This window comes from Paenibacillus sp. FSL R5-0636 (assembly GCF_037974255.1).
Lineage (GTDB): Bacteria > Bacillota > Bacilli > Paenibacillales > Paenibacillaceae > Paenibacillus_AQ > Paenibacillus_AQ odorifer.
Map to the genome: position 1 here is coordinate 5,635,161 of NZ_CP150232.1, position 13,594 is coordinate 5,648,754.

Consider the following 13,594-nt stretch of genomic DNA (forward strand, 5'->3'; position numbering starts at 1 on the left):
CTTCAACTATCTTCCGATGGAATAATACTCCACACCAGCTTCTTTCATATCTTGAACCCCATACAAATTCCTGCCGTCATACACCAACGGCGTTCTCATTAAATCTTTATAAACTTCCGGCTCTATTGCTTTAATTTCTCCCCACTCAGTAAATACAAAACAGACATTCGCACCTTCAAGAGCTTCTTTTATGCTCTCAACATATTTGATACTGCCCTTACCATTCCTACCTTCTGGATACTCCTTAGAAAAATTCACTTTTCCTACAGGATCAAAAGCATAGATTTCTGCTCCCTGATTTAATAACAAAGGTATATTTTCTAGCGAAGCAGCTTCTCTCAAGTCATCGGTCCCAGGTTTAAATGTCAGTCCTAGCACCGCTACTTTTAGACCGTTAAAGGTAATAAGTCTTTTAGATGCTTTTTTAAAAAGAATTGTCTTTTGGCTAGTATTGACATCAATAGCTGCTTTAACGGTTTTAAGCTCATATCCATTTTGTCTCGCTAAGTACTCTAGTGCCTTCGTATCCTTAGGAAAACAGCTACCTCCATAACCAATACCTGCATTTAAGAACTTGCTTCCAATGCGTTCATCAAACGACATTCCCCTTGATACATCTTGAATATCTGCTCCTACCAATTCGCAAAGATTAGCAATATCGTTCATGTAAGATATTTTCAGAGCAAGAAAATCGTTAGATGCATATTTGATCATCTCTGCAGATCTTCTTTTAACAGATACAACTGGGATATTAAACGGCTCATAGATTTTCATAAGAATATCTTCTGCCCATTTGCTCTCAGTTCCAATTATGATTCTTGCTGCTTGCAAAGTATCTCTAACAGCTGTTCCTTGCGCTAAAAACTCTGGATTAGATGCTACTTCAACTCTGATGTCTCTACCTACTCCATTACCGTTACCAACAAGTTTTTCTCCTTCACGAGGTAGAAAATCATGTATAAACTGCTGCACCTTATCATTTGTTCCTACAGGAACAGTAGATTTAACCACAACAAGGCAATCTTTTTCTATTGTTTCTGCTATTTGTCTTGCAACTGTAGCTATGTATGAAAGATTAGCCGATCCATCAGGCTGCTCAGGAGTTCCAACACCAATAAATATCGCATCTGCTTCTTTATAAGCTGATTTATAATCAGTAGTATATTCAAGTCTACCTGCTGCATAATTCTTTTGCATAAGTTCTTCTAAATCTGCTTCATAGATTGGTGACACACCAGATTTCATCAACTCAACTTTGTTTTCATCGATGTCCACACAGGTTACTTGATGACCTACTTCAGCAAAGCATACGCCGGCTACAAGGCCGACGTAACCAGTTCCGGCTACGGCGATTTTGAACATCAATATCCTCCTAAAGTAATTCAGATAATGTACATTTCGGGTCATGCTCTTCCATCTCTCATTAGCAAGCTTATTTCTCTTATTGTTCTTACTACATCATATCTTTTTATTAGGATGTAACATCCATAGAGTAATATCTGTAGAAGGAATGACAGCCATGAATTGATGAACCACGCTGAAAGGATAAAGCTAACTATAACCGTCAATTCTAAAATAACATCTCTAAGAAAGGATACTTTAAGAGTTTTTGACAATAATATCTCCGCAAGTACAGATCTAAACCCTAATACAATAATAATTGATAAAACTGCAAGATCTAGGCTTTTAAACATTAAAGAGGATATCAAAGTACAAAGTACGCTTACAATTAGCGCAACAATATTAATTTTCAGAATTAGATTTTCTAATCTCAATGTTCTTAAATATGTATTAATTAAGAATGACATCTTCCCTTCAAACATAATCATTGGAAATAAAATAGCCATATAGATTAAACTATCAGCGTAATTTGGTAACCATGAGGATAAAATTATTTTCAATGGGTAATATGCAACTAACAAACCTAATATTATTATTGAAAATAAGTTCCTCATTGTAACATATACCCTTGGTATCTTAGTTTCTTCAATCCTTCTTAATACAGGAAACAATATCATTCCTAAAGCATTAATAAATATCATTAATAAGTTTGAGATACTTAATGTTAGAGAAATCTTACCAAATGTTGTTACATCCCAAGATCGTTCAATACCAAACCTGACTGTTCCAATTATTAAAAGACTAGCAATATTGGAGAGCATTAACTTTGCACCAACGCAAATATTAACCATCGTTTCTTTTATTTGAAATGAAAAATCTGAAAATCTACGGTATACAATTTCTTTACAATAATAGGCAGAAAATATAAGAGCAATGAATTTGGCCACTAAATCACTAAATATCATGAACTTAAACTCTCTTATGCCGAATCCTAAAAATACAATAAGTAGACCTAAGTACAACACTCTATCTAGAGTTATAATTACCGAGTACTCTTTAATTCTATTTGTAGATTGCAATATGTATAATAACATCAGTCGTGAATTCACAATTATCATACAAATAATAGTCATCTGGACGATGAAAAATCTTTCATTATTCAAGAGAATACGGTTGGAAATTATAACAATTGAAATTGCTACAATAATTTGAGAGAAAACCAACATCCAGAATTGTGAAAAAAAACGATGTTTATCTAGGTCCTTGTACTCTTTTCCTCCGTATCGCAAATAAATTCCATCATTCCATCCGAAATGTAGAAAACCTACATAAGAGGTATAGAACATGTACAATTGCCAATAACCATATTCCTGCACTCCAATTAGTTTAGGAATAACGATAATTACTAACGAGGAAGTAATTAATGTAATGAAATTTGACATCATAGCATAAGAAAAACCTTTCATAAAATCCGCAAATTTTGCACTCAATCAAAAAACCTTCTCTTCTTTTTCGAAATTATGGATATGACTATAAATTTCATGTCTATTTCTTAAACAACATATATGCATATGATACACTGTACTTGAGAAAATTTAGTTTATAATACCTTATTTACTTATTTTTATTACTCATATCATCTGAGTTTATAATTTCATGGCTTTAAACTTTTGGAACATACTATACATCTTCATTTCAAATATCACATAATTAAAGAAAAGTTTTATTGTGATAAGTTTCGCCCCCCTAACTCCTCTATATTTTGTAAAAAACAATATTTCGCTATTCAATAATAGTTTTTTAGTCGCGACAATTGATTTTATACTTTTTTTAACAGAGGTTGAATGTTCGTGTTCATACACTTCATTAAGTAGAATCTTAGATTTATAACTGTTCTGAATCAATTTATGGGCTAAGATGATCTCTTCAAAATATAAAAACACTTCCTCATCATACATTCCATATTTCAACATAATATCTGTATTTACCATCAATAAAGAACCGCTGATGATATCCACGTAACATTTATCTTTATTAAGAAAATAGTTCTCATTATATTTTGTTAACTTATTTCCAAACACTTTTGAGAGCAGTAGACTTGCGGAAAGCACTATTTTAATAGTCGATTCCAACCGCCATGCTACAATCTTATTTTTATTTAACTGTGTCGGTGCAATAATTGCGCAATCACTAGAATTCGAAAATTCTTTTTTTAATGCTTTCACAGTATGTTCAGTAAAATAGACATCTGGATTAGCAATTAATATGTATTTAGATTGAAATTTTTCATGAATATATTTAATCCCGAAGTTATTCCCATAACCATAACCACCGTTTTTATCTGAAGATATTACGTGAACTTTATCAGATTCATATGGTTTTAATCTCTGTAATGAACCATCTGTAGATTTGTTGTCAACAACAGTAATATAATCAATTGAATTATAATTGATTATATTTTCTATTAATTTTATTGTAGTTTCGCTATCGTTATAATTTAAAATTAGACAAGCTACTTTCATTTATAATGAAACCTCCCTTCATTGACCAAACTTAATTTTATTATACAAACAAGCTGAAATTTTATATATCATAGGCATCTTCATTATCAGGTTTAATTCGATTCTCTTTTGTTTAGGTAAATCACGCTTGAACTTTGTTTCAAATTTAATTAATTCTTCTAAAATTTCATTTAATTCTTTCGCAAATATTATCCTAGCATTCTTTTTTATATATATCCTTCTAAACATGTTAATATTCTCGATATAAGAATTTAATTTGGCGATATCAATTAAATGAGGAAATTTTTCAGATATAATATCTTCCATTTTTTTAGAAAAATATAAAATATCAAAGGTTTTCTCACTAAAACCACTTGTAGTAGCAGAATTTTCTCTTTTATAATAAAAATATTTATTTTCATCTTCAAAAACTATAGTTTTACTATTTAATAATGCCTGAAAAAAATAAAACTTGTCTTCTCCAATTTTTCTACCCTTTTCGAACAAAAGATCTTTTAGTATTTTTCTTTTAGCTAATTTCGTCCACATTCCAGAATTTAAGACACGCCCCTGTAAAAGATACTTTATTGCTTCTTCTTGATTGAGTATATATTTTTCACCAGTCGTCTTATTACTATCAGATTTACCGTTTAAATATATTGTTCTAACTCCACAGATTGATATATCTGCATTATTCTCTTCTAGATTTCTTACCAACAGTTCATACATGTCACTACATAAGTAATCATCGGCATCCACAAAGCTTATATATTCCCCCTTCGCATGAGTAAATCCAAAATTTCTTGCAACGCTAACACCTTCATTCTTTTTATTAAATACTCGTACTCTGCTGTCACTTTTGCGAAGTTCTTCACAGATTTTTTCACTAGAATCTGTAGATCCATCATTGATTAATAATACCTCGAGATCATGTTCAGTTTGATTCAATATACTATTAATAGAATCATATAAATACTTTTCAGAGTTGTATATTGGCACAATAACGCTTATTTTCATTTTTCGGAATTCCTTTCAGAAAAGTATAATTCACAAGAAGGAATGGTACAAACAGAAGAAGATTAGCTCCAAAAATAGAATCCCCTCCAATATTCATCACTAACATAAGAATCCATAATCCTCTATTAGCAGCATTTGTTCCACGGAATAATTGGATATAAATTACCAACATCAAACAAACTCCTATTATACCAAAATAGTAAAATAGCCTAACAAATCCAGGCATATACACTTGCATTTCATCGATCATACCATTCCCAAATATCATCTGAATTAAAGAGTTACTATTTAAAGAATTAAGCATAATTGTGTAACTGCCGAATCTATTTATCGTTGATGTTCCAAATTCAGAATTCGACATGAATCTATCTAGAAATATATTGAAATCCGATGAATTTATTAAAAAACTTATTACCAGAGGAATAGAAAAAATATAAGTTATCGTTGGTAATAACTTAGCTTTCTTTATATTTACAATTAAATGGTACATCCACAACAGTAGACATAATATAATTCCTGTCGAAGATTTCGAAATTAAAATTCCAAATGATAGAAACAGTGGAATCAAGTATTCTTTTCTTCCATCTTTTTTTTCACTCAAATTTAGTGCTAAAAAAACCAAGACATATTGGGCATAATGCGCAGGTTCTGGAAATATCGATCTTGGTCGAACAGCAAAGCTCGTTATATACGATGCAGTTTCGTTAAATTTCATTATTTCTGGGTTGAGTAATTTAATACCAGGTATATGACCAGTTAAATAAACTCCAGTTAATTTTAGTAAAATCTCTTGAATAATTATATACACAGTGGAAAAAACACTTATATTTTTGAATAATCTGTAACCTATAATAGGATTAAAAAATTTTTTTATAAGAACTATTAATATCAATAAATAAAACACATAATGAAAAGTATTGATAATTGAAGCATAAATATAGTTTTCACCTTTGAAAAAAGCATAGATTGAAAAGTGAATTATAATAAAAATCAAATATTTTATAAACGGCTTATAAGTATGTCCATCATTTCCTAGATATTTTTTTCTCGGATTCAAAAAAAATAATAAGATAACAATAATTAGAATGAAATCACCGAATGGCATGAGATTAATGGGTGATGAGTAAACATTTATTATTGGGAGTAATAATATTACAAATGTAAAAATATTTACTAATTTATTTTTTTTCATAGTGAAAGGCCATCCTATAATTTATTTAAATTTACTTCAAACTCATCTTTTCCTTTTCCTTGATTCAATGTAATGCTACAGAAGCATCTCGTGCATTTAGTTCTATTTTATGTAATTTTAAAAATTGTTAAATTCAACAAACTTTGTAGAAAAGAGCCAACACTACTACAATCGCCTCTAAATTTGAAACAAGGCAAAAAAATATCAAGTTACTCACTAATACTTGTGTAAGTGTTTATACTTTTATCTGGGCTAAAAAACAGGCGAAGCAATAAATTAACAGATATCTTTTCATTCAAACTCACTGAAATGCGAAGTTTCATACTATTTCTTGCTGCTCTAAATTTAATATTTATTATTAAAACCGAACTAAATAATTTGCAGTATAGATAGAAATTAAAAAATAGAAGCTAGGAACTTCATGAGATCTTACATCCATCTCATGTTTCCAACCACAAATCCATAAATCCCTAGCAGTTACGAGTAACCCTTTACTCAAATTTTCAGTTTAACCCTAAATAGTTTTTAGCAATTACTCACATAATCGCATAAAATTCTTCTAGAAATTCACTAGTTTCTTCAATATCATAACCACTCATTTTTACTTTTTCATAATTGTTTATCCGACTAAGTCCTTTCGGATCATTTGAGATTCTCTCTGCCCAAATCTGTTCTGATGTATCCAAAGATATTATTTCTATCAACTCTTCTGAAATGAACGCTTCATTTGGAATATTATCCGAAACAACACATTTTAATCCAGAAGCTTGAGCTTCAATAACAACCATTCCTAAACCTTCAGCTTGAGAAGGAAAAACGAAAACATCCATTGCTTGCATAAGTTCGTGAACGTTACTTATTGCGCCTGTAAAAACAACCTTATCTTCTAAATTCATTTTTTTTATTTTTTTGGCTATAATATTTTGAAGTTCACCGTCTCCAATCAACAGAAGAACAGCATCTTCTCTCATTTTTGATACTACATTGAACACATCAATTAAAAATTCATGATTTTTCAGAGGATGAAATCGTCCAACATGCCCAATAATATATTTATCGTTCAAATGATAAAAATCCCTAATAAATGATCTTTTTTCCATATCAAATTTATACTTATTAATATCAATAGCATTTTTAATGAGTTTAAATTTGTTGCTTTTTACCGCTTCTTCACCAAATAACCATTTACCAGCTTCTAAAGAACACGCAAATAAATAATCTGCTTTAAACCTTATTGGAATTTGCAGTATATTTTTTACCAAGGCTGAAAATCCACTACCCGATGAAACGCTATGACTATGTGCAATTGTTCTCAAACCAAATTTCTTAGCTATAGAAAGATAAATTGAAGCCGTACTCCGTACATGGCCATGAATAATTTTGTACTCCGAATGATTTTCAAACATTTTGTTCCATGCATTTATATATTGAAAAAAGTTACTACCCTTGAATTTGGGAACTGTGAATATTTTCCCACCAAATGATTTAATTTCATTGAAATAATCACATTCTTTATCTGTATGAACTACAAAATCAAACTGAATTTTAGATCGATCTATGTTCCGATAAATATTCATTATCATAGTTTCAGCGCCACCTCTGTTTAAGCCACCAAACACATGTAGCACTCTTATCATATAATTACCTCCATTCTTAGTTGTAATTAACTGACTCTATTTTTCTAATGTACGCTTCTATAACTATTTTTCGATCAAAATCTCGTTCAACCCTCAGGCGTGAGTTCATTCCCATCTCTCTCTTATTTGAATAAGATAAATTCAAAAATCTCTCAATTTGTTGAGCCAACAACAATGTTTCTTTTGGAGTAAAGATAAATCCATTCTCGTCTACTGAGACAGTTTCTCGACAACCCGGAATATCTGATGCTATCAATACTCGTCCAGTAGCAGCTGTTTCTAATAACACATTAGACAACCCTTCGCCACCATGCGAGGCTTGAATTAAACAGTGAGACTGCTCAATAAAGGGTTTAACATCTGTTTGATAACCTAAATACTTTATGTAACCTTTTTCTTCATAATCTCTTATTAAATCCGCATAGTGTTGATGAGTCGATTCTATAAAACCTATTACATTAAAAACAGTTTCCGGATATTTCTCCTTTATGATCTTCGCTGATTCTAAGTACTGATCAATTCCTTTATCCTGCATGATTCTGCCGATAAAGATAAATGACACGGGTTGATCTTCTTCAGGAAAAGGTTTCAACGAGAACTCTTGCAGATTAACACCTGAACCTGGGATGAGTTCATGATTTCCTTTAATTATCCCTTTTTTTAACAGAGTCGCTTGATCTTCTGTGTTTTGGAAGAATACGCAATGAGATTTCTTTAAGCTCACTTTATATAGTATGGTTAGAAAGCTCTTGAGTATAGGGTTATGACCAAATCCACTGCCTAAGCCCGTGATATTGTTAATGCATGGAATGCCAAGCAATCGACAAGCCAGTCCTCCATAGAGGTTAGGTTTGATCGTGTAAGAAAGAACCACATCGGGTTTAACAGATTTAAGTATCTTTAAATAATGTCCAATAAGTTTCAAATCTGTTATTGGATTGGTACCTCTACGATCCACTTTAGTCTCAATAAACTTACATCCCCACCCAATCATTATTTCAACTTTTTCATCTTTGGGTAGAGAAATGTATAATTCATAATTTTGTTGAAGTAGTTCTTGAATAAGTTCCTTTCGGAAGTTATAAATCGCAAAGCCATGATTACCTAACAAAAGAACTTTTTTCTTTTTCATGGAGGTCACCTTATCTGTTACTTTTTATTATTGATTTCTCAAATTCTACAGCAGTATATTAAAATAACGGCCTTGTCGTATCATCATAAACTTTATTCCCGAATGATTGTTGACGATGTCTATATTATTTGAGAACAGTCTTAGCGTTGGATAGAAAAAGCTTGTTAAGTTTATTTTTCTATTAAATGAACGAGCCATGATCATAATGATATCCAGAGTACTTACGTACATGTCATTTTGCGGGTGAATCCCCCACAATCTTCACATGCCAGCAACATGGAGTACTTCATCATAAATTGAAAAATCATGTTCCTTCCATTCCGTACCTCTAACCGATAGCTCCACAACTTCGTATTGATCTGGCCATTGTTCCAGCCACTTTATCAAATTTGTTCCCACATAACTACCTTTACCAGTTATTAATATCTTTCGTTTGCTCATCTTATAAGGTTACCCCTTTAGTAGAAGACACTTCCTGTTTTGTTGTTCCTTCTTTTACACCATCAGACTTCAAAACACTTAGAATCGTCATAAAAAATACCTTTATATCAAACTTAATAGAAAGATTTGCAACATACTCCCCATCCAGACTTGCCTTCTTCTCAATGGGCAATTCATCTCGACCATTAATCTGAGCCCATCCAGTCAACCCAGGTTTAATATCATTAGCTCCATATTTATCACGTTCAGAAATCAAATCATATTGATTCCACAATGCAGGGCGAGGTCCCACGATACTCATTTCACCTTTTAGGATATTGATAATCTGAGGTAATTCATCCAAGCTTGTTTTTCTTAGGAAATTGCCTACTTTAGTAATAAAGAAATCAGGATCTTCAAGTAGATGCGTTGGCATGTCTTGCGGAGTATCTGTTCGCATCGTTCTAAATTTCAGAATATAAAATCCTGATTTATTTTTACCTAATCGTTTTTGTTTAAATAATATAGGGCCTTTGGAGGTCGTCTTAATTGCGATCGCAATAATCAAAAAAACTGGCCATAATACTAGCATCCCGATTAATGCTAATAAAAAATCAATGGTTTGTTTCACGTAAACATAAGGTCTCATAAATTCACCTGATCCTTTAAGTTACTATTTCTTCATATATGTAGATCATCTCTATGCTAAATGAGCATAGAGATGATATTTTACTTCTCTCTTAATCCGCCATTTTCGCAGCCAGATCTTTTCCCAACTGAAGCTGTGATTCAAATTCACTTTTATATTGACTAATAATTTCTGCACTGTACCCATTGCTGTTCAGTTTTTGTTCAGCATCAGCAACTATACTATTGAAGCTAGCAGTGAATGCGGCTAGTTGTTGTACCCCTTTAGCTTTAATACTTTTCTTACTCGCCTCATCTGTTGCTCCAACATACTCAAATGCAATACTCATTAATGTAGATTGGCTTTGATTTTGAAGCGCCGAAAGCTTAGCTTCTGTGTCACTAGTGATAGTTTCATATGAAACCTTTCCAGTTCCTGCAGAACCACCACCTGTTGCACCTGTACCACCTTGTGCACCTGTTGTATCCGTTGGCACTGGTGTCGCTACTGGAGATGGGTCCTTAACATTGTCATTGTTTGTCGATCCATTAGTGGCTTGTTCCTGATAAGCCTTGGAAGCTGCAGTAATGGTCTTCGTCTTCTGATCCCAGCTAATGTTATGACCTACAGATTCCGATAAAAAACGTAGGGGTACATATAAGGAACCATTCAGAATAAAGCTAGATTGGTCTGTAGGCAAAGCCTTGGTTGCACCGTTAAATACATAACTTGCCTTAACTTGATTGAGGGCAATATTCTTCGCTGCTGCTGCTGAAGTACTATTCCCGTTCGTTGCATTCATTAGGTATTCTTTAATCACAACTAGCTCTGAGCTGCTAGGCTCTGCCACGGTAACTTTAACGTTCTTAGCATCCCAAGCTACACTCTTTTGCAAGGCATATGACATAAACCGCAATGGAACATAAGTTGTATTGTTGTACATGAATACATACTGGCCTGCGGGTGGCTGAATACTCACGCCGTCAAAAATCAAATTCACGTTCATACTTTGCACTTTAATCGTATTATTTGCAGCCTTAGTCGTTGCACTTGGTACCGCCGCAGCTGCCGATACAGATATAGGTGCGGATGCTGTTAAGGGTGCTAAACCAATTGAAGCAATTAATGATAAAGCCACGACTGATAGTGTTGCTTTAGACATATTTATTCACTTCCCTTTTCTTTCGCTTTTAATTGTTCTTCTTCGGCAATGATTTGGTCATGTGTTTTCCCTTGGCTAACGCCATACTTCTTAGCAATCTGCGAAAGCTCATTGTATTGCTCTTCGGATACTTTACCAAGAATTATGCTACGTGCTTCCCGCTTTTCATCAAGTGTTAAGCCACCCTTTGCCAAATCTTTAAGACGATTAATATCCGATACGCTAAGTTGACCAAGTACAATAGAAGCGACATCTGCTTTGTCTTTAATCGTTACATTTTCTTGAATTTGCTTAGCTTTATCCGTGGAGACCTGTGCTGTATAACCATCTGAAGAGCCATCTTTTTGTTCTGATGATGGAGCTTTGGTCGGTTCACTAGTAGTAGAAGCTGTAATTTCACCATTAGGTTTATCGTTATTTTTACTACTTTGATTACTACTTCCCTCATTATTTACTGGTGTAGTAGTAGGTGCCGCGGACTCTACAGGTTCGACATTACTATCATCAACTGTATCAGTTGGTGCCGTTCCTTGATCTTGACCTCCACCAAAATTATCCTCAGACTCCAGATCAAAACCATCTGCCATAGAATTCATTAACTTATCGACAGCATAATTCGCGGCGAACAAACCGCCAACACCCAGTACTACAATAACTGACAGCATCCATAAAAGGATCTTTTTCCATCGTTTGTTGAACACTTTATATCCCCCTTTATGAAATAGTTAGCTAATAGCAACTTGGGCAACGGGCTGCATCGGTACAATCTGATTGATTATTTCGCGTATAACTTCTGGTTCCTCAGCGAGAACACGTTCCAAACGTTTAAACTCCAGCTCTAACTGGTTCAGACTTATTACATTAGGTCTACCAATGAAAATTCTTCCATGATCTGTAGAACCTAGATTTTCTTCATCTGTAAGCAACTCTTCATATAACTTCTCACCCTCACGAATACCGGAGAAATGAATATCAATATCCTTATAAGGTTCATATCCAGAGAGCGTAATTAAGTCTTCCGCCAACGTTAGAATCTTAACCGGCTCTCCCATATCCAGAATGAACACTTCTCCTCCTTTGGCAAAAGAACCAGATTGGATGACAAGCTGAACAGCTTCTGGAATCGTCATGAAATAACGCACCATTTCTGGATGAGTAACAGTGACTGGACCTCCGGCAGCGATCTGCTGCTTAAAGGCTGGAATCACACTACCACGACTTCCAAGAACATTCCCAAAACGCACAGCAGAGAACTTTGTTTGACTTGTGGTGTGTAGGCTCTGCACATACATTTCCGCAATCCGTTTAGTAGCACCCATTACACTGGTTGGGTTAACCGCCTTATCAGAAGAGATCATTACAAATCTCTCCGCACCATATTTATCTGCACAATCTGCAATATTTTTGGTGCCAAAAACATTATTTTTAATGGCTTCCGAAGGATTACGCTCCATTAAAGGAACGTGTTTATGTGCTGCTGCGTGAAAGACTACATGCGGTCTATGACCACTGAATATGTCCATCATCCGACTGCGATCCTGCACATCTGCTATCACGGTCACAATGTTCAACTCCGGAAAACTCTTACGAAGCTCCATTTCAATCGTGTAGATACTGTTCTCACCGTGTCCAAGTAACATTAGCTTGTCCGGACCAAAAGGAGCAATCTGCCGGCATAACTCTGAACCAATAGAGCCGCCAGCCCCCGTTACTAACACCGTCTTATGATGTACATAACCTAAAATACTGTTCAAATCAGCTACGATCGGCTCACGACCTAATAAATCTTCTACGCTAACATCCCGAAGTTTCTTAACTGATATTTTCCCAGTGATCAGATCATTAAGAGCCGGTATAATCTTCAGCTTTGCTCCAGTCTTTTTGGCAAGATTAATAATTTCAGAAATCTCAGTACGTGAAACAGAGGGCATTGCGATGATAATCTCATGAATTTCTCTTTCTTTCACAATAGCTGGGATTGCATAACGATTTCCAATTACAGGAACACCCATAATATACATATGGTACTTATTCGCATTATCATCAATGAAACCGACTAATTTGGTATGCGCAAAAGAGGGTCCCATCATTTCCCGAGCAATTAATATCCCACAGTCACCAGCACCTACAATTAGTGTATGGGTCTTAGTGTCTTTGTAATTGATTCGGTCATTATGAAGTACTCTCCACAAAAATCGGACTCCACCTACTAATAAAAGAATAGTCTCCATCGACCGAACTTCTATGGCAAGAGGTACTCTATCCGGCAAAATTAGATACGCCAGTGCAAATGAAAATAAAGACCCTACTACAATAGCTTTAGAAACCGATATAATTTCACCGATACTGGCATATTGCCACATTCTTCGGTAAAGACCGAAGTATATCAAGCTTCCACCGAATGCAAATGTTGCAATCAAACCAAATTGCAGCATCTGTACAACGTATTCCTGAAGAGCATGGTTAGGGTACCGAAACAAATAAGATGTCACAATACTGAACCAAATGATCGCAAGATCAATGAAGAATAAAAGAATCACTCTAGATTTCGCTGTCATTTTCAG

The 13,594-nt window shown here is 34.0% G+C and carries 12 protein-coding genes; all 12 read right to left on the minus strand.

Going from position 1 to position 13,594, the window contains the following annotated elements:
- Nucleotides 1–6: 6 nt before the first annotated feature.
- The 12 genes from MKX34_RS25745 to MKX34_RS25800 all read right to left on the minus strand — a co-directional run bounded on the left by MKX34_RS25745 (nt 7) and on the right by MKX34_RS25800 (nt 13,588).
- Nucleotides 7–1,362: a UDP-glucose/GDP-mannose dehydrogenase family protein gene (locus MKX34_RS25745; RefSeq protein ID WP_076142046.1), complete on the minus strand. Its 1,356-nt coding sequence runs from the start codon at nt 1,360–1,362 to the stop codon at nt 7–9.
- A gap of 41 nt (nt 1,363–1,403) precedes the next feature.
- On the minus strand, nt 1,404–2,306 hold the full coding sequence (locus MKX34_RS25750) for a hypothetical protein (RefSeq protein WP_256717636.1): 903 nt from the start codon (nt 2,304–2,306) through the stop codon (nt 1,404–1,406).
- Between the two features lie 681 nt (nt 2,307–2,987).
- Nucleotides 2,988–3,863, minus strand: coding sequence for a glycosyltransferase (locus MKX34_RS25755; RefSeq protein ID WP_076142044.1), 876 nt, complete (start codon nt 3,861–3,863; stop codon nt 2,988–2,990).
- Nucleotides 3,864–3,881: 18 nt separating this feature from the next.
- Nucleotides 3,882–4,859, minus strand: coding sequence for a glycosyltransferase family 2 protein (locus MKX34_RS25760; protein ID WP_076142043.1), 978 nt, complete (start codon nt 4,857–4,859; stop codon nt 3,882–3,884).
- A complete protein-coding gene (locus tag MKX34_RS25765; protein WP_076142042.1) occupies nt 4,822–6,051 on the minus strand; it encodes a hypothetical protein in 1,230 nt (409 codons plus the stop codon). The genes MKX34_RS25760 and MKX34_RS25765 overlap by 38 nt, the downstream gene beginning before the upstream one ends.
- 536 nt (nt 6,052–6,587) lie before the next feature.
- Nucleotides 6,588–7,688, minus strand: coding sequence for a glycosyltransferase family 1 protein (locus tag MKX34_RS25770; protein WP_076142041.1), 1,101 nt, complete (start codon nt 7,686–7,688; stop codon nt 6,588–6,590).
- 16 nt (nt 7,689–7,704) lie between these two features.
- Nucleotides 7,705–8,820, minus strand: a complete 1,116-nt coding sequence (locus MKX34_RS25775) for a glycosyltransferase family 4 protein (protein WP_076142040.1) — start codon at nt 8,818–8,820, stop codon at nt 7,705–7,707.
- A 261-nt stretch (nt 8,821–9,081) separates the two neighbouring features.
- Nucleotides 9,082–9,261, minus strand: a complete 180-nt coding sequence (locus MKX34_RS25780; protein WP_076148182.1) for a hypothetical protein — start codon at nt 9,259–9,261, stop codon at nt 9,082–9,084.
- A gap of 1 nt (nt 9,262) precedes the next feature.
- Complete coding sequence (locus MKX34_RS25785) at nt 9,263–9,889, minus strand: sugar transferase (protein WP_076296953.1); 627 nt, start codon at nt 9,887–9,889, stop codon at nt 9,263–9,265.
- Between the two features lie 91 nt (nt 9,890–9,980).
- Nucleotides 9,981–11,030, minus strand: coding sequence for a copper amine oxidase N-terminal domain-containing protein (locus MKX34_RS25790; RefSeq protein WP_076296952.1), 1,050 nt, complete (start codon nt 11,028–11,030; stop codon nt 9,981–9,983).
- Nucleotides 11,031–11,032: 2 nt separating this feature from the next.
- On the minus strand, nt 11,033–11,731 hold the full coding sequence (locus MKX34_RS25795; RefSeq protein ID WP_076296951.1) for a hypothetical protein: 699 nt from the start codon (nt 11,729–11,731) through the stop codon (nt 11,033–11,035).
- Between the two features lie 24 nt (nt 11,732–11,755).
- Nucleotides 11,756–13,588: a nucleoside-diphosphate sugar epimerase/dehydratase gene (locus MKX34_RS25800; RefSeq protein WP_076296950.1), complete on the minus strand. Its 1,833-nt coding sequence runs from the start codon at nt 13,586–13,588 to the stop codon at nt 11,756–11,758.
- Between the last annotated feature and the right edge of the window lie 6 nt (nt 13,589–13,594).

Coding starts and splice junctions, on each gene's coding strand:
- MKX34_RS25745 (WP_076142046.1), bottom strand. CDS start 1,362: ATGTTCAAAATCGCCGTAGCCGGAACTGGTTACGTCGGCCTTGTAGCC.
- MKX34_RS25750 (WP_256717636.1), bottom strand. CDS start 2,306: ATGATATTTAGTGATTTAGTGGCCAAATTCATTGCTCTTATATTTTCT.
- MKX34_RS25755 (WP_076142044.1), bottom strand. CDS start 3,863: ATGAAAGTAGCTTGTCTAATTTTAAATTATAACGATAGCGAAACTACA.
- MKX34_RS25760 (WP_076142043.1), bottom strand. CDS start 4,859: ATGAAAATAAGCGTTATTGTGCCAATATACAACTCTGAAAAGTATTTA.
- MKX34_RS25765 (WP_076142042.1), bottom strand. CDS start 6,051: ATGAAAAAAAATAAATTAGTAAATATTTTTACATTTGTAATATTATTA.
- MKX34_RS25770 (WP_076142041.1), bottom strand. CDS start 7,688: ATGATAAGAGTGCTACATGTGTTTGGTGGCTTAAACAGAGGTGGCGCT.
- MKX34_RS25775 (WP_076142040.1), bottom strand. CDS start 8,820: ATGAAAAAGAAAAAAGTTCTTTTGTTAGGTAATCATGGCTTTGCGATT.
- MKX34_RS25780 (WP_076148182.1), bottom strand. CDS start 9,261: ATGAGCAAACGAAAGATATTAATAACTGGTAAAGGTAGTTATGTGGGA.
- MKX34_RS25785 (WP_076296953.1), bottom strand. CDS start 9,889: ATGAGACCTTATGTTTACGTGAAACAAACCATTGATTTTTTATTAGCA.
- MKX34_RS25790 (WP_076296952.1), bottom strand. CDS start 11,030: ATGTCTAAAGCAACACTATCAGTCGTGGCTTTATCATTAATTGCTTCA.
- MKX34_RS25800 (WP_076296950.1), bottom strand. CDS start 13,588: ATGACAGCGAAATCTAGAGTGATTCTTTTATTCTTCATTGATCTTGCG.